The 17742-nt window shown below is 68.6% G+C and carries 18 protein-coding genes; 7 read left to right on the top strand and 11 right to left on the bottom strand.

Annotation, left to right across the window (positions count from 1 at the left end; all coding sequences use genetic code 11):
- Window positions 1-75 precede the first annotated feature (75 nt).
- Window positions 76-1248, bottom strand: a complete 1173-nt coding sequence (locus ACW4TU_RS32360) for an HpcH/HpaI aldolase/citrate lyase family protein (RefSeq protein ID WP_457418946.1) — start codon at window positions 1246-1248, stop codon at window positions 76-78.
- Window positions 1249-1443: 195 nt separating this feature from the next.
- Between ACW4TU_RS32360 and ACW4TU_RS32355 the strand changes: the two genes are divergently transcribed.
- Window positions 1444-2217, top strand: a complete 774-nt coding sequence (locus ACW4TU_RS32355) for a TerD family protein (protein WP_457418944.1) — start codon at window positions 1444-1446, stop codon at window positions 2215-2217.
- A gap of 10 nt (window positions 2218-2227) precedes the next feature.
- Here the strand turns inward: ACW4TU_RS32355 and ACW4TU_RS32350 are convergent, their stop codons facing one another.
- From ACW4TU_RS32350 to ACW4TU_RS32325, 6 genes are all read right to left on the bottom strand, one after another.
- Window positions 2228-2965 (bottom strand): TerD family protein, encoded by a 738-nt coding sequence (locus tag ACW4TU_RS32350; RefSeq protein ID WP_457418942.1) that lies wholly within the window; start codon window positions 2963-2965, stop codon window positions 2228-2230.
- 132 nt (window positions 2966-3097) lie between these two features.
- Window positions 3098-4246 (bottom strand): DUF475 domain-containing protein, encoded by a 1149-nt coding sequence (locus tag ACW4TU_RS32345; RefSeq protein WP_457418940.1) that lies wholly within the window; start codon window positions 4244-4246, stop codon window positions 3098-3100.
- 49 nt (window positions 4247-4295) lie between these two features.
- Window positions 4296-4871 carry a TerD family protein gene (locus ACW4TU_RS32340; protein WP_457418938.1) on the bottom strand — a complete coding sequence of 192 codons (576 nt, stop codon included), beginning with the start codon at window positions 4869-4871 and terminating at the stop codon, window positions 4296-4298.
- A gap of 102 nt (window positions 4872-4973) precedes the next feature.
- Window positions 4974-5549 carry a TerD family protein gene (locus ACW4TU_RS32335; RefSeq protein WP_457418936.1) on the bottom strand — a complete coding sequence of 192 codons (576 nt, stop codon included), beginning with the start codon at window positions 5547-5549 and terminating at the stop codon, window positions 4974-4976.
- A 122-nt stretch (window positions 5550-5671) separates the two neighbouring features.
- Window positions 5672-6130, bottom strand: coding sequence for a peroxiredoxin (locus ACW4TU_RS32330; RefSeq protein ID WP_319205145.1), 459 nt, complete (start codon window positions 6128-6130; stop codon window positions 5672-5674).
- A 206-nt stretch (window positions 6131-6336) separates the two neighbouring features.
- Complete coding sequence (locus ACW4TU_RS32325; protein ID WP_189146705.1) at window positions 6337-6774, bottom strand: DUF3052 domain-containing protein; 438 nt, start codon at window positions 6772-6774, stop codon at window positions 6337-6339.
- Between the two features lie 467 nt (window positions 6775-7241).
- On the opposite strand from ACW4TU_RS32325, the gene aceE reads away from it, so the two are divergent.
- Window positions 7242-9974, top strand: a complete 2733-nt coding sequence (gene aceE / locus ACW4TU_RS32320) for a pyruvate dehydrogenase (acetyl-transferring), homodimeric type (protein WP_457418933.1) — start codon at window positions 7242-7244, stop codon at window positions 9972-9974.
- 112 nt (window positions 9975-10086) lie between these two features.
- A complete protein-coding gene (locus ACW4TU_RS32315) occupies window positions 10087-10842 on the top strand; it encodes a potassium channel family protein (RefSeq protein WP_457418931.1) in 756 nt (251 codons plus the stop codon).
- Window positions 10843-10893: 51 nt separating this feature from the next.
- Here ACW4TU_RS32315 and ACW4TU_RS32310 read toward each other — a convergent pair whose 3' ends face one another.
- Window positions 10894-11202, bottom strand: a complete 309-nt coding sequence (locus ACW4TU_RS32310) for a small hydrophobic protein (RefSeq protein ID WP_457418929.1) — start codon at window positions 11200-11202, stop codon at window positions 10894-10896.
- Between the two features lie 631 nt (window positions 11203-11833).
- Between ACW4TU_RS32310 and ACW4TU_RS32305 the strand changes: the two genes are divergently transcribed.
- Both ACW4TU_RS32305 and ACW4TU_RS32300 read left to right on the top strand, forming a co-directional pair.
- Entirely contained in the window at window positions 11834-13078 is a 1245-nt protein-coding gene (locus ACW4TU_RS32305) for an alpha/beta hydrolase (protein ID WP_457418927.1), read from the top strand.
- Window positions 13079-13136: 58 nt separating this feature from the next.
- Window positions 13137-13994: a DUF4429 domain-containing protein gene (locus ACW4TU_RS32300; protein WP_457430433.1), complete on the top strand. Its 858-nt coding sequence runs from the start codon at window positions 13137-13139 to the stop codon at window positions 13992-13994.
- 10 nt (window positions 13995-14004) lie between these two features.
- Here the strand turns inward: ACW4TU_RS32300 and ACW4TU_RS32295 are convergent, their stop codons facing one another.
- On the bottom strand, window positions 14005-15039 hold the full coding sequence (locus ACW4TU_RS32295) for an aldo/keto reductase (protein ID WP_457418925.1): 1035 nt from the start codon (window positions 15037-15039) through the stop codon (window positions 14005-14007).
- A complete protein-coding gene (locus ACW4TU_RS32290; protein WP_457418923.1) occupies window positions 15036-15548 on the bottom strand; it encodes a MerR family transcriptional regulator in 513 nt (170 codons plus the stop codon). The genes ACW4TU_RS32295 and ACW4TU_RS32290 overlap by 4 nt, the downstream gene beginning before the upstream one ends.
- A gap of 95 nt (window positions 15549-15643) precedes the next feature.
- Between ACW4TU_RS32290 and ACW4TU_RS32285 the strand changes: the two genes are divergently transcribed.
- Window positions 15644-16114 (top strand): GNAT family N-acetyltransferase, encoded by a 471-nt coding sequence (locus tag ACW4TU_RS32285; RefSeq protein ID WP_457418921.1) that lies wholly within the window; start codon window positions 15644-15646, stop codon window positions 16112-16114.
- Between the two features lie 19 nt (window positions 16115-16133).
- Window positions 16134-16964, top strand: a complete 831-nt coding sequence (locus tag ACW4TU_RS32280; protein ID WP_457418919.1) for a serine hydrolase domain-containing protein — start codon at window positions 16134-16136, stop codon at window positions 16962-16964.
- A 95-nt stretch (window positions 16965-17059) separates the two neighbouring features.
- Here the strand turns inward: ACW4TU_RS32280 and ACW4TU_RS32275 are convergent, their stop codons facing one another.
- A complete protein-coding gene (locus ACW4TU_RS32275) occupies window positions 17060-17713 on the bottom strand; it encodes a pirin family protein (protein ID WP_457430431.1) in 654 nt (217 codons plus the stop codon).
- Window positions 17714-17742 lie beyond the last annotated feature (29 nt).

Genomic DNA, 17742 nt, shown 5'->3' with positions numbered 1-17742 from the left:
TCGGGGGGTGCCAGGTCGGTCATGCCGGCCGCACAGGCGATCGAAGGCGGATTTCGGTCGGAGATCGGCCGGGGATCAGTCGGGGATACCGGCGGTGAGCAGCTCCACGAAGCCGATGTCCTCGTTGGCGACGCCGAAGACCTCGGCGCGCAGCAGCGTCCGCTCGGCCCAGGCGCGGTGCGGCTTCACCTCGTTCATCTTGTTCGTGTACGCCGACCGCAGGACGCCTCCGCCGCAGCGCTCGGGGCGCAGGATGTCCTGGGCGTCGCTGAACTCCTCGTGGCTGACCACGGACAGGGTGTGCACCGGCAGTACGTGCGAGGGGTGGATGCAGGTCTTGCCGAGCAGCCCGTTGGCCTGGTCGAGGCTGATCTCACGGAGCAGCCCGTCCATGGCGTGCTCGATCAGCGTCTCACGCAGTTCCTCGGCCTGGCCGTCCAGGAAGGGGCTGCGGCGCAGCTGCGGCTTGAACATGCGCTCCTGGACCCGGAAGTACTCCCAGACGGGCCCGGTGACGGTGAACCCGGTGCCGTCGGCCCGTCCCATCATGTTGACGACGTCGGCGATGACGGAGGCGACGACGTGGACGTCGTACGCGGTCATGTCCGGGGCTCTGCGCAGCCCGTACGAGGAGCAGAAGTCGGTGACGCCGAGGCGCAGGGCGAGGACGCGGTCGCGGTACTTGTCGACGGCGCGGGAGATGCCCTCCAGGGTTTCTACGCGCGTCTCCCGGTACATCAGCTCGGGGGATTCGAGCACCGGCATGCCGAACAGACGGTGGCCGCTCGTGGCCTCGGCGTCGGCGAGGGCCTCCAGGAACGGCATCCCGCGTTCCTCGGTGAACTTCGGCATCACGAACCCGGAGAGCAGCCTGACGGTGGGCCCGAGGCGCCGTACGAGGTCGGGGATCTGTTCCGGTGTACGGACCCGGATGAACAGCAGCGGCAGCCCGGTGGTGGCGTCGGGGCGCTCGTCGAGCACGCCGAACTCCCGCACCAGGTTCTCCTCGGCGTCCTCGACCTCGGAGTCGTCGATCGAGTCCTCCAGGCACAGCACCATCGAGACGACACCGCGGGCGACCTGCTTGACGATGGCGTCGGCCAGGCGCGGGCGGGTGGCCGGGCTGTACAGGGTGGCCCCCAGGGCCGTGGCGAGCAGCCGGGCCGGGGAGTCGGCGGTGAACTCGCACGGCTCCTGGTGGAACAGGCGCTGCCGTACCTCAGGCGCGATGTGCCCGAAATGACGCATGAAATTCCCCCGTGGCGGCTGGACGGCCGGTCGAGTGGTGATCGATTGTCGGTCGAGTGTTGATGGGTGGCCGGTAATAGTACGTAGGGATCCATGTCAGGGGTTCCCATTGAGAATGAAGTTCAGGTAACGCGGACACGCAGAATCGATGCCCCCGCGTTGTCGTGACCAGGACCGAGAAGGCAGGATGACCGCATGACGCACGCCATGCTGAAGGGGTCGAACGTCCCGCTCGAAGCCACGACGGTGCGGGCCGTGCTGCGCTGGACGCCCGGGCAGGGGGTTCCGGATGTCGACGCCTCGGCGCTGCTCCTCGGCCCCGACGGTCGTGTGCGCTCCGACGAGGACTTCGTCTTCTACAACCAGCCCCGCCACCCCTCGGGCAAGGTCTGGCGCCTCGGCAAGAAGCGGGTGGCCGAGGGCCTGACCGACACGATCCAGACGGATCTGACCGGTGTCGAGTCAGGAGTCGGACAGATTCTGCTGATCGCCTCGGCGGACGGCGTGCCCTTCGACCGCGTACGGTCCCTGCGCATCGTGCTGTACGACGGTGCCGTCGCGGACGGGGAACCGCTGGCGTACTTCGACGTCAAACCGGAGACGGGCGAGGAAACGGCGCTGATCTGCGGCGAGCTGTACCGGCGTGGGGAGGGCTGGAAGTTCCGCGCCCTGGGCGAGGGCTATTCGAACGGCCTGGAGGGCCTGGCCACGGACTTCGGTATCTCGGTGGAGGACCAGCCGGCCGAGGAACCGTTCCCGGACACCACGGACGCCCCGCCCACGGACACCTCGGCGGTCACCACGGTCCAGCATCCGCCCACTCTCCCTCCACAGCCGACCTACGGTTACCCGCAGCCCACCAGCCCGAACGCGAACCAGCCGGCGTACGGGTACCCGCAACCGGTGGGAACATCCCCGTCCCCGGACTTCCACCTGCCGCCGCAGGGGCCACAGTTCATCGGACGCTGACCACCGAGCCTCAGCGCTCAGCCTTCGTCTTGTAGCCCCTGCCCCACTGCAGCCCCCACCCGTACAACCGGTCGAGCTCCGCCTGGAACCCGTAGACGAACTTCACTTCCCGCCGGACGATCAGCTCGTTCTTCACGTTCTCGATCAGCACCACCGCACACGACCGGGCCTGCGAGTGCCGCTCGTCGAGGCCTATCTCGATACGCGGCCCGTTGCTCGGGTAGAGCGTCACGATCGCGTGGGTCCGGTCGAACGCCGGCGTCTGGTCGTAGATGTACACGAACACGAGCAGCCGCTTGATCTCGTCCCGGTGATCAAGATTGACGTACGCCGTCTCCCCGGACGCCGACCCGAACCGGTCGTCACCGCTGAGCTTGACGTACGGCGGCGCGTTCGTGTCGCCGAGGAACCCGCCCAGCGGCTGTACGACCCCCTTCGTGCCGTCGGCCAGCTCGTACAGGATGCCCAGGTCGAGGTCGACGTTCACCATGCTCTGGGTGTGGCCCTTGACCTCCTCCGGCCGCAGGGCCTGGAAGGGGTGTCGCCACAGGCTCTGGCGTTTGGGGGCGCCGATGTCCGACGTACGCATCCGCCAGGACAGATTGATGCGCAGGTGGCCGGTCGCGGCGCCCTGCTTGGTGAGCGAGACCCGCTGGTGCCGCTTGGTCAGCTCGATGGAGTTGCTTGCCGCGCTGCCGGCGTCGAACTCCATCGACCGGCCGCGCCACAGGTCGTCCCAGAAACTCATCCCGCCCCCACCCGTCCAGCCCCCGCACATTCGTCCATGCCGTCGGTCCACCGCCCGCAAAGCCGCGGGGCGGCCGCCGAGGACGATTCCTCGTAGCCGCCCCGCTCAGAGCGTTCCTCACTGCGGAGGGTGTCACACCCCGGACGAGACCTCAGTCTTCTCGTCCGAGCCCGCCGCTTTTCCCTCTGCCGCTGCCAGTTTGGTGTTGCGGCGCACGGAGGACCAGAAGGACCAGCCGATCAGGACGACACCGACGAGGCCGGTGATGACCTCGTGGATCTGGTACTGGATGGTGACGAGCAGGATGGCGGCGAGGGCGCCGATCGCGTAGTGCGCGCCGTGCTCCAGGTAGACGTAGTCGTCGAGGGTGCCCTGGCGGACCAGGTAGACGGTCAGCGAACGGACGTACATCGCGCCGATACCGAGGCCCAGGGCCATCAGCACGATGTCGTTGGTGATGGCGAACGCGCCGATGACACCGTCGAAGGAGAAGGACGCGTCCAGCACTTCGAGGTAGAGGAACATGAAGAACGCGGCCTGGCCGGCGAGGACGATGGCCGGCCTCTTCTTGCCGGTGCGCTCGGCCTCTTCGTCGGCCTCGTGCTCGCGCTCCTCCTCTTCCTCGAGTTTGTCCTCGAAGTAGCCGGAGAGTCCGCCGACGATCATGTACGTGATCAGACCGGCGATGCCGGAGATGAGCACCGTCTGCGCCTTGTCGACGTGGGCGCCACCGTGCTGGTGGGCGTTGGTCGCGAAGGTCATGGCGGAGACCATGAGCACGATCAGGGCGATGCAGACCGACAGCATGTCGACCTTGCCCAGCTTGGCGAGCGGGCGTTCCAGCCAGCCGAGCCACTTGATGTCACGGTCCTCGAAGATGAAGTCGAGGAAGATCATCAACAGGAACATGCCACCGAAGGCGGCGATCGCCGGGTGGGCGTCGGTGACCAGCTGCTGGTAGCGGTCCTTGTTGTTGAGCGCGAGGTCGACGGCGTCGATCGGACCGATCTTGGCGCTGATGGCCACGATCACGACGGGGAAGACGAGCCGCATACCGAAGACGGCGATGAGGACACCGACGGTGAGGAAGATCTTCTGCCAGAAGGCACTCATCTTCTTCAGGATTCCGGCGTTGACCACCGCGTTGTCGAAGGACAGCGAGATCTCGAGGATGGTGAGGATCGCCACGATCCCGAAGCCGGTCCACCCCCCGTAGAGGACGGCGGCGACCAGGCCGAGCGCGGTGACCGCGAACGACCAGCCGAAGGTTTTCAGAATCACTGGCTACCCAATCGTGTGTTCACGGGCTCCCCCGCTGCCGTACCCGGCTTTACGAAACGTTGACTCCGAAGTCTAGAGCGATGCCCTTCAGACCTGACGCGTACCCCTGTCCAACCGCACGGAACTTCCACTCGCCCTGATAGCGGTACAACTCCCCGAAGATCATGGCGGTCTCCGTCGACGCGTCCTCGCTCAGGTCGTAACGCGCCAGTTCCTGGCCGTCGGCCTCGTTGACGACCCGGATGAAGGCGTTGCCGACCTGGCCGAAGGTCTGGCCCCGGTTGTCCGCGTCGTGGATCGAGACCGGAAAGATGATTTTGTCGCAGGCGGCCGGCACCTGGGGGAGATCGACGATCAGTGACTCGTCGTCGCCCTCGCCCTCACCGGTGAGGTTGTCGCCGGTGTGCCTGACCGAGCCCTCGGGGCTGGTGAGCTGGTTGTAGAAGACGAAGTACTCGTCGCCGAGCACGCGCCCGCCCCCGCACAGCAGCGCGCTGGCGTCGAGGTCGAAGGGCGCGCCGGTGGTGGAACGCGCGTCCCAGCCGAGCCCGACCAACACCTGGGTGAGATTCGGTGCGGCTTTGGAGAGGGAGACATTGCCCCCCTTGGCAAGCGTGACGCCCATAGTGCTGGTCCTCCCCGAGGTGATGCGAACAGATGTGCCGAGCGCGTCCGGCGCCGCACTCTGGAGTGCGGCGCCGGACGGCGGAGCCGGAGGAAGTCCGGCTCAGACGTTCACGCCGAAGTCCTGCGCGATGCCGCGCAGGCCGGACGCGTATCCCTGGCCGATGGCGCGGAACTTCCACTCCGTGCCGTGCCGGTATAGCTCGCCGAAGACCATGGCGGTCTCCGTCGAGGCGTCCTCGGAGAGGTCGTAGCGCGCGAGCTCCGCCTCGCCGGCCTGGTTCACGACGCGGATGAAGGCGTTGCGCACCTGCCCGAAGGACTGCTGGCGGTTCTCGGCGTCGTAGATCGAGACCGGGAAGACGATCTTGTCGATGTCGGCCGGGACCGCCGCGAGGTTGACCTTGATCTGCTCGTCGTCGCCCTCGCCCTCACCGGTGGTGTTGTCACCGGTGTGCTCGACGGAGCCGTCCGGGCTCTTGAGGTTGTTGAAGAACACGAAGTTGGCGTCGGAACTGACCTTGCCGTCCGCGTTCGTCAGGATCGCGCTGGCGTCGAGGTCGAAGTCGGTGCCGGTGGTGGAACGCGCGTCCCACCCCAGACCAACGATGACCGCGGTGAGACCCGGGGCCTCCTTGGTCAGCGATACGTTGCCGCCCTTGCTGAGGCTGACTCCCACGAGTCCTCCATTGGTGTCTCGTCTGCGTCCGGGGGCGGTGTGCCCCGTCGTGCGCCGGTATCGGATCAACGTGTCGATCCTAGTAACGGGTTCCCGCCCCACGCAGGGCCGGAACCGGAGAATCACAGGGTGTCGAGAGCCTTCACGTACTCGTTCAGGTCACGCGCGTCCGGCAGGCCGTTGACGACCGTCCACCGCACGACGCCCTCCTTGTCGATGATGAAGGTCCCGCGCACCGCACAACCCTTGTCCTCGTCGAAGACGCCGTACGCGCGCGAGATGTTGCCGTGCGGCCAGAAGTCGGACAGCAGGGGGTAGTCGAAGCCCTCCTGCTCGCCGAAGACGCGCAGGGTGTGGATGGAGTCGTTGGAGACGGCGAGCACCTGGGTGTCCCGGTCGGAGAACCTCGGCAGGTTGTCCCGCAGGTCGCAGAGTTCGCCGGTGCACACACCGGTGAAGGCGAAGGGATAGAAGAGCAGCACCACGTTCTTCGCGCCGCGGAAGTCCGAGAGCCGCACGGTGGCGCCGTGGTTGTCCTTGAGCTCGAAGTCCGGGGCCTTGTCGCCGACCTCGATCGCCATGATCCTGCATCCCTTCGATGGGCTGTTCGGGTGAGAACACCCTAGTGACCACCGATCCGAGGGGAGGGAACAGGCTGCGGTGTTTCTTCGGCGCCGCCCGCGTTTCCAGCCCGATCGAGGACGAGGCCGTTCAGGCCGAAGCGGGGGTCTGGGGGCTGCAAGTCCCCGGGACGAGGCCCACTTCGGCCAACGGTCACTTCTTTGGGCTACTTCTTGGACTTCGCCGCCTTGGGCGTCGCCAGACGACTCCCACTCCAGTCCTTGCCCACGCTGACGCTCTTCGTCGCCGACAGACCCGCCGTCGTCGCGGCTTCAGAGATGTCGCTCGGCTCCACGTAGCCGTCACGGCCCGTCTTGGGCGTGAGGAGCAGGATCGCGCCGCCTTCTTCGATGAACGTGGTGGCGTCCACCAGCGAATCGGTCAGGTCGCCGTCATCGTCGCGGAACCAGAGCACCACGGCATCTGCGACGTCGTCGTACTCCTCGTCAACGAGATCGCTGCCGATGACTTCCTCAATGGCCTCGCGGAGCTCCTGGTCGACGTCGTCGTCGTAGCCGATCTCCTGGACCACCTGCTCGGGCTGGAACCCCAGCCTTGCGGCAGGGTTAGTCCGCTCCTCCGCGTGGTCCGCGGTCGCGCTCACGGGTTGCCTCCTGATCATGTTTCGAGAATTGTCCAGCCACGCGCGTGCGCGAAGCATTGGCCGTAGTCCACACGGGCGGGGCGGATCGCGCAAGTACCCGGCCGTCGAGACCGCCGAAACGGTGACGATCCTGGCGGTGTCGCCCCAACTTCAGACAGCGACTTCCGAGAACTAGTGACGCACACCACACCATTCTGCCCGCTTTGCGGTTTTGCTGCTCCCGAGTGACTCCCGAACCTCTCACACATGCGTACGAGATCCGAATCGCTTTACGGAACACGTCACGGACTGGGCGTATCGTTGCGATTTGGCTGCGGACACCCCGCCCGGCGATCTTCACCGGGACTACTTCTGAGTAGAGGTGACGTACCCGGCCTCGGGGTACACGATGGGGCCAGTGCATTCGCAGCCCCGGGGCACGCTCACGGCGCGCCCCGGATCAAGCCCTCCGAGAGCGAAGGAACAGCGTGGCTTCCGGATCAGATCGCAACCCGATCATCATTGGCGGCCTTCCGAGTCAGGTTCCTGACTTCGATCCCGAAGAAACCCAGGAATGGCTCGACTCCCTCGACGCCGCCGTTGACGAGCGCGGCCGGGAGCGGGCGCGCTATCTGATGCTGCGGCTGATCGAGCGGGCCCGTGAGAAGCGCGTGGCCGTGCCCGAGATGCGGAGCACGGACTACGTCAACACGATCGCGACGAAGGACGAGCCCTTCTTCCCCGGCAACGAGGAGATCGAGCGCCGCATCCTCAACGCGACCCGCTGGAACGCGGCAGTGATGGTCTCGCGCGCCCAGCGGCCCGGGATCGGCGTCGGCGGCCACATCGCGACCTTCGCCTCCTCCGCCTCCCTCTACGACGTGGGCTTCAACCACTTCTTCCGGGGCAAGGACGAGGGCGACGGCGGCGACCAGATCTTCTTCCAGGGCCACGCCTCCCCCGGTATCTACGCCCGTGCGTTCCTGCTCGACCGGCTGAGCGAGCAGCAGCTCGACGCGTTCCGCCAGGAGAAGTCGAAGGCGCCGTACGGGCTGTCCTCGTACCCGCACCCGCGGCTGATGCCGGACTTCTGGGAGTTCCCGACCGTCTCGATGGGCCTCGGCCCGCTCGGCGCGATCTTCCAGGCGCGGATGAACCGCTACATGGAGGCACGCGGGATCGCGGACACCTCCAAGTCGCACGTGTGGGCGTTCCTCGGTGACGGCGAGATGGACGAGCCGGAGTCGCTCGGCCAGCTGTCGATCGCCGCGCGTGAGGGCCTCGACAACCTGACCTTCGTCGTCAACTGCAACCTCCAGCGGCTCGACGGCCCGGTGCGCGGCAACGGCAAGATCATCCAGGAGCTGGAGTCGCAGTTCCGGGGCGCCGGCTGGAACGTCGTCAAGCTCGTGTGGGACCGCAGCTGGGACCCGCTGCTCGCGCAGGACCGGGACGGCGTGCTCGTCAACAAGATGAACACGACCCCCGACGGTCAGTTCCAGACGTACGCCACCGAGACCGGCGAGTACATCCGCGACCACTTCTTCGGGGACGACACCCGGCTGCGCGCGATGGTCGAGAACATGACCGACGACCAGGTCCTGCACCTGGGCCGCGGCGGCCACGACCACAAGAAGATCTTCGCGGCGTTCGCGGCGGCCAAGGCGCACAAGGGCCAGCCGACCGTCATCCTCGCCAAGACCGTCAAGGGCTGGACGCTCGGACCCAACTTCGAGGGCCGCAACGCCACGCACCAGATGAAGAAGCTGACCGTCGCCGACCTCAAGGGCTTCCGCGACCGGCTCCATCTGCCCATCTCCGACAAGGAGCTGGAGGGCGGGGCGCCGCCGTACTTCCACCCGGGCCGGAACTCGGAAGAGATCCAGTACATGCACGACCGCCGCAACGCGCTCGGCGGTTACGTCCCGACCCGCGTCGTCCGCGCCAAGCCGCTGACGCTGCCGCCGGAGAAGACGTACGCGAGTGTGAAGAAGGGTTCGGGTCAGCAGTCGATCGCCACGACCATGGCGTTCGTCCGGCTGCTCAAGGACCTCATGCGGGACAAGGAGATCGGCAAGCGGTTCGTGCTGATCGCGCCGGACGAGTACCGCACGTTCGGCATGGACTCGTTCTTCCCGAGCGCGAAGATCTACAACCCGCTCGGCCAGCAGTACGAATCGGTCGACCGTGAACTGCTCCTCGCGTACAAGGAGTCCCCGACCGGCCAGATGCTGCACGACGGCATCTCGGAGGCGGGTTGCACGGCCTCGCTGATCGCGGCGGGTTCGGCGTACGCCACGCACGGCGAGCCGTTGATCCCCGTCTACGTCTTCTACTCGATGTTCGGTTTCCAGCGCACCGGCGACCAGTTCTGGCAGATGGCCGACCAGTTGGCGCGCGGTTTCGTACTGGGTGCGACCGCCGGCCGTACGACGCTGACCGGTGAGGGTCTGCAGCACGCCGACGGCCACTCGCAGCTGCTCGCCTCGACGAACCCGGGCTGTGTGGCGTACGACCCGGCGTACTCGTACGAGATCGCGCACATCGTGCAGGACGGTCTGCGCCGGATGTACGGCCCCGACAGCGAGGACGTCTTCTACTACCTCACCGTCTACAACGAGCCGATCCAGCACCCGGCCGAGCCCGAGAACGTCGATGTCGACGGCATCCTCAAGGGCATCCACCGCGTGGGCGAAGCGACTTCGGGCACCATCCCGGCCCAGGTCATCGCGTCCGGTGTCGCGGTGCCGTGGGCGCTCGAGGCGCAGCGGATCCTCGCCGAGGACTGGAACGTACGGGCGGACGTCTGGTCGGCGACCTCCTGGAACGAGCTGCGGCGCGAGGCGGTCGCGGTGGAGCAGCACAACCTGCTGCACCCGGAGGAGGAGCAGCGCGTCCCGTACGTGACGCGGAAGCTCGGCTCGGCCGAGGGACCGTTCGTGGCCGTGTCCGACTGGATGCGTTCGGTTCCGGACCAGATCTCGCGGTGGGTCCCGGGGACGTACCAGTCGCTGGGCGCGGACGGCTTCGGCTTCGCGGACACGCGGGGCGCGGCGCGGCGGTTCTTCCACATCGACGCGCAGTCGATCGTGGTGGCGGTGCTGACCGAGCTGGCCAGGGAGGGCAAGGTGGACCGCTCGGTGCTGAAGCAGGCGATCGACCGGTACCAGCTGCTCGACGTGGCGTCGGCCGACCCGGGCGCCGCGGGCGGCGACGCGTAGGCGCTCCGCCGGGCAGACGGTGACCGGGGCTGTGGTTGTCCGAGGGGCGCGGGGAGCTGGTCGCACGGTTCCCCGCGCCCCTTACGGGCGCTCCGGTGCCTACGATGCGCACATGAAGGAACCGTCGGCACAGGCCCGTTGGGAGCGGCACACCCAGCGGCCCCTGATGGGGCTCGCGATCGTGTTCACCGTCGCCTACGCGGTGCCCATCGTGGACAGCCCCGCCAGCCGCTCCGTCTCGGTCGCGTGCACGGTCGCGGAGTGGACGGTGTGGGGCGCGTTCGCGGTCGACTATCTCGTCCGGATCGCTCTCGCCGACCAGCGCCGGGAGTACGTACGACGGCACTGGCTGGACCTCTTCGCCGTGCTGCTGCCGCTGCTCCAGCCGCTGCGGCTGCTGCGGGTCGTCTCCACGCTGATGCTGGTGGGCCGACGGGCTCAGATGGCGTCCCAGGTCCGGCTGACGACGTACGTCGGCGGTGCCGTGGTGGGGCTGCTGATGTTCGGTTCGCTGGCCGTGCTGTCGGTGGAGCGCGCGTCACCGGAAGGGAACATCCGCACGCTGGATGACGCGCTGTGGTGGTCGTTCACGACGATGACGACCGTGGGGTACGGGGACCACGCGCCGACGACCGGAGTGGGCCGGATGCTCGCGGTCGGACTGATGCTCTCCGGGATCGCGCTGCTCGGACTCGTCACCGCGAACATCGCCGCCTGGTTCATCTCCCGGTTCGAGATGGACGATGTGGAGGAGAGGCGCCAGACGGCGGCGATCGCGGCACTGACGGACGAGGTACGGGCGCTGCGGGCCGAGGTGGCCGCACTTTCCGTCACCAGGGAACGGGTGAGCGAGGAGCAGCCCCGTTGAGGGGGCCCGCGTCAGAGGTCCGTTGTCAGAGGTCCCTCGTCACCCCGACGGTCAGAAGATGCCGGTCGTGGGGCCGGTGGCGCTCGCCAGCCAGATGATGGCCAGGAGGGTGTCGATCGCACCCAGGACCACGGCCACCAGGGGTATCGGCTGCGGGCCCCTCCAGGTCCGGCCCATCGCCAGCCAGCCGCAGATGATGGCCACCGGGCCCAGGACGATGCCGAGGACGAAGAAGCCCGCGACGGCGCAGACGAGTCCGATGATTCCCAGCGTCGTGCTGTCCGGGGTGGTGCGCTGCCCGCTCCTGCTGCGTGCGCCGGAGTTCCCGCTGGTGGAGTGCTGCCGTCCGAAGGCCGCCATGTTTCATCAACTCCCTGGAACGTGTCGGTAGTTCGGGGTCGTTGACGCGGGTACCCCCGCAGCGGGGTTCTAGCCGTCCCGTCCTTCGGCGGGCCCGCCGGCGCGCTGTCCCCCTCCGGCAGCGCGCCGCGGCCCGGCCGTCCTCCCCACGCTGTCGTGCAGACCATGTCGTGCGGAGGACTTGACTAACTGTGACCTGTCCCGTGGGCCGAAGGGGAGGAATCTTTAGCGGAGTCACCCTGATGAGGGAACTCTCCGGCCCGGACCATAGATATATGCGCGATATATGAGCCTCAGATGTGCGCCGTCACCGGACAGACCGGACTCACGCCCGCCAAGAACTCGCCGTGCACGTTCTTCGAGACCGTGGAGTCCGTCGTACCGGCGGAGTTGCAGATGCGTATTCACTGCCCGGCCGGGTCGACGGGAGCGTGGCGGCGATGCGCGAGCCGACCAGCACTTACCTCGACGCGATGGGGGCCGGCACTGGCGGGGAACTGGCGTACGGAACAGCCGTGACGCCCCGTATCGGCGTGCGCACGGAGCGACTTACCCGGCGCTGGTTATCGAAACGTGATCCCCGTCACTCGGTTAACGCGAGACCCTCTCGTTCTCCTAGTGTGTCCTTTCAGTGACTTCCTTCGACACCTCCCCGCAACTGAACGTCTGGCGCGCACTGCTCGCGCTGGCCGTGGTCTTCGTGATGCTGGCGACGACCGGCTGGACCGCTGTCCGCAGCCATCGCACACCGTCGCCGCTCCAGGCGTCGCTCTCCGCGTGGGAGCACGGACGGATCGGCGGCCACGCGCTGCCCGACCCGGACGAGACGCCCGCCCGGCTGGCCCGGTTCTTCGCCTCGCTCACCGACCGCCAGCGCGACCGGCTCGTCCGGCGCTACCCGCTGGCGCTCGGCAACATGAACGGAGCGCCCGTCGTACTGCGCTATCGCGCCAACCGCGTCGCGCTGTACACGGCCCGCGAGACCGAACGGGCACGTATGCACGACGACCGGCTGTCGGCCGTCGGACAGTACGCGGCGGGGCGGCGCATGCACCGCTACGAGGCGCTGCTGGAGACCGGCCGCCAGATCCTGGCGTTCAACCCCGAGGGCGCGGGCCGGGTCGCCGAGGTCTTCGGCGACCTCGACAGGGCGCGGCGCGTCTCGGTCGTGGTCCCCGGCGTGGACACCGACCTCCTCACCTTCCAGCGCACCAACCGCAGGTACTCGGCGCCCGTCGGCATGGCCTCGGCGCTGTACCGCGCGGAGTGGGAGACGAGCCCCACGACCCGTACCGCCGTGATCGCCTGGGCCGACTACACCGCGCCCAGCGGGGTCGGCATGGACGCGGCGACGGCGATGCGCGCCAACTCCGGGGCGCTGCGGCTGAACGCGCTGGTGCGCGGGCTGCCCGGCCGGGCACAGGTCGCCCTGTACTGCCACAGCTACGGCTCGGTGGTGTGCGGCGTCGCCGCGCACGCGCTGCCGCGCCGGGTGACCGACATCGCGGTGGCCGGCAGCCCCGGTATGCGGGTCGAGAACGCCGTGGGGCTGCACACCGACGCCCGGGTGTGGGCGATGCGGGACGCCGACGACTGGATCCAGGACGTGCCGTACCTGGAGGTCGGCGGCCTCGGACACGGCGCCGATCCGGTGTCGTCGGGCTTCGGCGCACGCGTGCTGTCCGCGCGGGGCGCGAAAGGGCACGGCGGCTATTTCGAGCCGGGTACGGAGAGTCTGCACAACTTCGCGGAGATCGGCGTCGGCGCGTATGGCGCCGTGCGGTGCGCTCGGCGGGATCAGAACGAACAGCAGGACCGCAAGGATGACGTGTGTCTGAAGGGTTTGTCCGACGGGGCTATGGCCGGACGCGCGTAGAGGACGCAGAATTCACGGTGTGCCCGGGGAGGGGACTATGAAGCTCGCGCCGCATACGATGAGCCGCATGGGTGACGTACTGGCCGGATTTCATGCCGCCTGGGAGTTCGAGTCCGACTCCGTGCTCATCCGCTTCGAACGGGGTATCCGCACGCCGAAGCTGTTCCAGGCGCTCGGCGAACGCCGTATCCCCCTGGAGGCGATCTCGGGGGTGACACTGACCCCGGGCAAGCGCGGAACGGTGGTCCTGCGCGCCGAACCCCGCCCGGGCGCCGACCCGTTGATGGAGGCGGCCGACGGCCAGCTCAAGGACGCCTGCGATCCGTACCGGCTGGTGCTGCCGGCCGAGCGGGAGACGCTCGCCGAGTACTACGCGGACGAGCTGCGGGCCCGGCTGACCCACGAGGGGCCTGCTGAAAGGTTCCTGGTGGATGCCCCCGAGGTGCCGCGGGCGTTCAAGGCGTACGACGCGAAGGCGTCCTTCGACGGGCGGGCCGTGTCCTTCCGGTGGTTCTGGACGGGCGCGTCGTCGGCCAAGTGGAAGGCCGGCGACCAGACGTTTCCGGTCGCCGACCTGAGCGGGGTGGAGTGGCGGTCGCCCGAGGTGTTCGAGGGTCATCTGCGACTGCTGAGGCGTACCGATTCTTCTGTCACGCCGGTCGACCAGGACCCCGCCTCGGTGGTGTTCGGGCTCGGGTACGGGCCTGTGCACGAGTCACTGCCGTTCGCGGCGGCGGTGTTGGCCGCCGTACGGCGTTCCTCCGGAGGTTCGGCGGGGGTGGGTGTGAACTCCGTTCGGCGTGATCCGGCGGATGTCGCCGAACGGATTCGGCATCTCGGGGAGCTGTACGAGGCCGGGTTGGTGACGGAGGAGGAGTTCTCGGTGAAGAAGGCCGAGTTGCTGGCGGAGTTGTAGCGCCTGCCCCCTAGGGGGTTTCCCTGCCCGCCGAGGTGAAGGTCATGTCGGCGTAGCGGGCCCCCGCGACCTGCGCCGCGATCGGTTCCAGCAGAGCCAGGTCCTTCTCGGCCAGCACGATGCGGGTCGCCGCCGTGTTCTCCTCCACCCTGGAACGCCTGCGGGTGCCGGGGATCGGGACGACCGGGAGGTTGTGGACGGTCGTCTGCTGCTGGACCCAGGCCAGGGCGATCTGGCCGACGGAAGCGCCGTGGGCTTCCGCGACCGTTCTGATGGGGGCCAGCAGAGCCGCGTTCGCGGTGGCGTTCTCGCCCGTGAAGCGGGGCTGCGTACGGCGGTAGTCGCCCTCGGTCAGTTCCTGGTCGGCGTCGGTGAAGGAGCCGGTCAGGAAGCCTCGGCCGAGCGGGGAGTACGGGACCAGGGTGACGCCCAGTTCGCGGGCCACCGGGACCACGCCCGCCTCGATGTCCCGGCTGAACAGGGACCACTCCGACTGGAGGGCGGCGATCGGGTGCACGGCCTGGGCCGCGCGCAGCTCCGGGCCGGTGACCTCGCTCAGGCCCAGCTGCCTGACCTTGCCCTCGCGCACCAGCTCGGCCATGACCCCGACCGACTCCTCGATCGGGACGTTCACATCGCGCCGGTGCATGTAGTAGAGGTCGATGACGTCCAGCTCGAGACGCTTGAGGCTGGCCTCCACGGCCTGGCGTATGTAGGGGGCGTCGTTGCGGATGATCCGCCGGGTCGGCTCGCCGGGCGGGATCGCCAGGGCGAACTTCGTCGCGACGACGACCTCGTCGCGGTGGGCGCGGAAGAACGGGGACAGGAAACGTTCGTTCTCCCCTTCGGCGTAGGCGTCCGCCGTGTCGTAGAGGGTCACGCCCAGTTCGAGTGCGCGTTCCAGCGTGGCGCGGGCCTCGTCGGCGTCCGTGGGGCCGTACGCGAAGCTCATGCCCATGCAGCCGAGGCCCTGTACGCCGACCTCGGGGCCGCCGGTGCCCAGCGGGGCCGTGGTGAGCCTGCCGGCGGTGTCGTCGTTCGTCATCGAACCCTCTCCATCTCACGGACCACGCGGACAAGGCCCGCGTCCTGGTCCGCTTCCGCGTAGAAACTGATCTTCCGGTCGAGTACCGCGAGCGTGTCCTGGAGTTCGGCTATCCGGTCCAGGACGGCCCGGCGGGTCGATTCGAGCAGTTCGAACCGCTCGCCGTACGTGTGGTCGCCCTCGCGCACGAGTTCGGCGTACCGCACCATGTCCGCGACCGGCATACCGGTGAGCCGGAGCTTGCCGACGAGGTCGAGCCAGTCGAGGTCGCGGTTGCGGTAGCGGCGCTGACCGGTGTGCGAACGGTCGATGTGCGGCATCAGCCCGATGCGCTCGTACCAGCGCAGGGTGTGCGCGGTCAGCCCGGTGAAGACGACGACCTCGCTGATCGTGTAGTGGTCCTGTCCGTCCGGGCGCCGGTCGGGCCGCCGCGGCCCCGCACAGCCGTCGGCCGTGGCGGGATCTGTGGTGGTGTCCGTGGTGGGGTCTGTGGTCTCCAGCACCGTCATGACCCCCACGCTAAAACCCTGGAGTGCACTCCAAGCAAGCGGATACCTCGATATTGCGGAGACTTGGCCGGTCCGGGCTCATTACCGTACGGATCATGACTCTCGTACGCCGTGCCACACCCGAGGACGCCGGAGAACTGCTGCGGCTGCGCCAGGTGATGATCGACTCGATGACCGGGGCGAACACCGACGCCCACTGGCAGTCCGCGTCCCTGGCCACCGTGACCGCGCGGCTGGCCGATCCGGCCGGGACCTTCGCCGCGTTCGTCGTCGACCATCCGGAGCGGTCCGGCTCGCTGGCCGCGCTGGTCGTGGGGACCGTCGAGTACCGGATCGGGCGTGCGGGCAATCCGCACGGGCGGATCGGGTACGTCTTCAGCGTCGCCACCGATCCCGACGCGCGCCGCCGGGGGTACGCGCGGGCCTGTATGGAGGCGTTGGTGGACTGGTTCCGGGAGCGGGGCGTCGGCCAGATCGACCTCACCGCGTCCGCGGACGCGGTGCCGCTGTACGAGTCGCTGGGCTTCGTCCGGCAACCGGACCCCTTCATGCGGCTGCGGCTGTGAGCCTCCTAAGCTCGGCACCATGTCGTCGAAGTCGTTGAAGAGCCTCGCGCTGGTCGAGAACTGGCCCGTGCCCACCGCCGCCGCTGCCGTCGTACGGGCGGACGGTGCCGTTCTCGGCGGCCACGGCCCCCTCGACCACCGGTTCCGCCTCGCCTCGGTCACCAAGCCGCTCGCCGCGTACGCCGCCCTCGTCGCGTACGAGGAGGGTGCGATCGAGCTCGACGAGCCGGCCGGGCCGCCCGGGTCGACGGTCCGCCATCTCCTCGCGCACACCTCGGGGCTCGCCTTCGACGAGCACCGGGTGACGGCTCCGCCCGGGGAGCGGCGGCTGTACTCCAACGCCGGGTTCGAGGTGCTCGGGGACCACGTGGCGAAGGCGACGGAGATGCCGTTCGCGGAGTATGTGCGGCAGGGGGTGCTGGAGCCGCTCGGGATGACGTCGACGGGGGTGGAGGGTTCGCCCGCGAAGGACGGCGTGTCGACCGTCGGGGATCTGCTGCGGTTCGCCGCCGAGGTGCAGGCTCCTCGGCTGCTCGATCCGCGTACGGTCGCGGAGGCGATGAGCGTGCAGTATCCGGGGACGAAGGGTGTTCTGCCGGGGTACGGCCATCAGAACCCCAACGACTGGGGGCTCGGGTTCGAGATCCGGGGCGTGAAGTCGCCGCACTGGACGGGGAGTTCGTCGTCGGCCCGGACGTTCGGGCATTTCGGGCAGTCCGGTACGTTTCTATGGGTCGATCCGGTGCTGGGGGTGGCGTGTGTCGCGCTGACCGATCGGGCGTTCGGGGCGTGGGCGGTGGAGGTGTGGCCGGGGTTCACGGACGCGGTGGTGGCGGAGGTGGGGGGCTGACCTCCCGTACCTGGGGGCTGCGCCCCCAGACCCCCCTTTCGCGCTGAACGCGCTCGTCCTCAAACGCCGGACGGGCTGAATTGCGGACGCTCCCGTCAGGCTGTCATCTCCCACAGCAGCAGCTCCGCCGACGTCACCCCTACCGCCTCCACGCCCTCCGCCGCCGTGATCCGCGCCGCGTCGCCCGGGCCCAGTTGTTCCGGGCCCAGGCGCACCTCGCCCCGTACGACATGGACGTACACATACGCCGCGTCCGGCACCGCCGTCCGCTCCCCCGCCGCCAGCCTGCGTACGTGCAGCATCGCGCCCGCCTCCGGGACCGCGTACGGCGTGGAGTCCGCGATGCCGTGGACCGTCTCGTAGGACGGGGTGCCGCCGGGGGTGAGCGGGGCCAGCCAGGTCTGGATGAAGGTCAGGGGAGACGCACCCTCGTTGCGCTCCACATGGCGTACGCCCGCCGCCGCGCTCAGGCGTTGCACGTCCCCCGGGACCACCACCGTCTCGTGGCCCGTCGAGTCGCGGTGGGTGAGTGCCCCCTCCGTCACCCACGTCACGATCTCCGTGTGGCTGTGCGGGTGTTCGTCGAAGCCGGCGCCGGGGGCCAGGCGTTCCTCGTTGCAGGCGATCATCGCGCCGAAGCGGAGGTTGTCAGGGTCGTAGTGGGGGCCGAAGGAGAAGGCGTGCCGGGATTCGACACCGGCTGCCTGGTCGCCCCCTGGATAGCGCTCGTGCGCGCGCCGTACGTCCATCACGCACACCACCGTAGCCCCGAGGCCGC

The organism is Streptomyces kryoterrae, from assembly GCF_054072135.1.
This window is presented reverse-complemented; position numbering and strand designations above follow the sequence as displayed.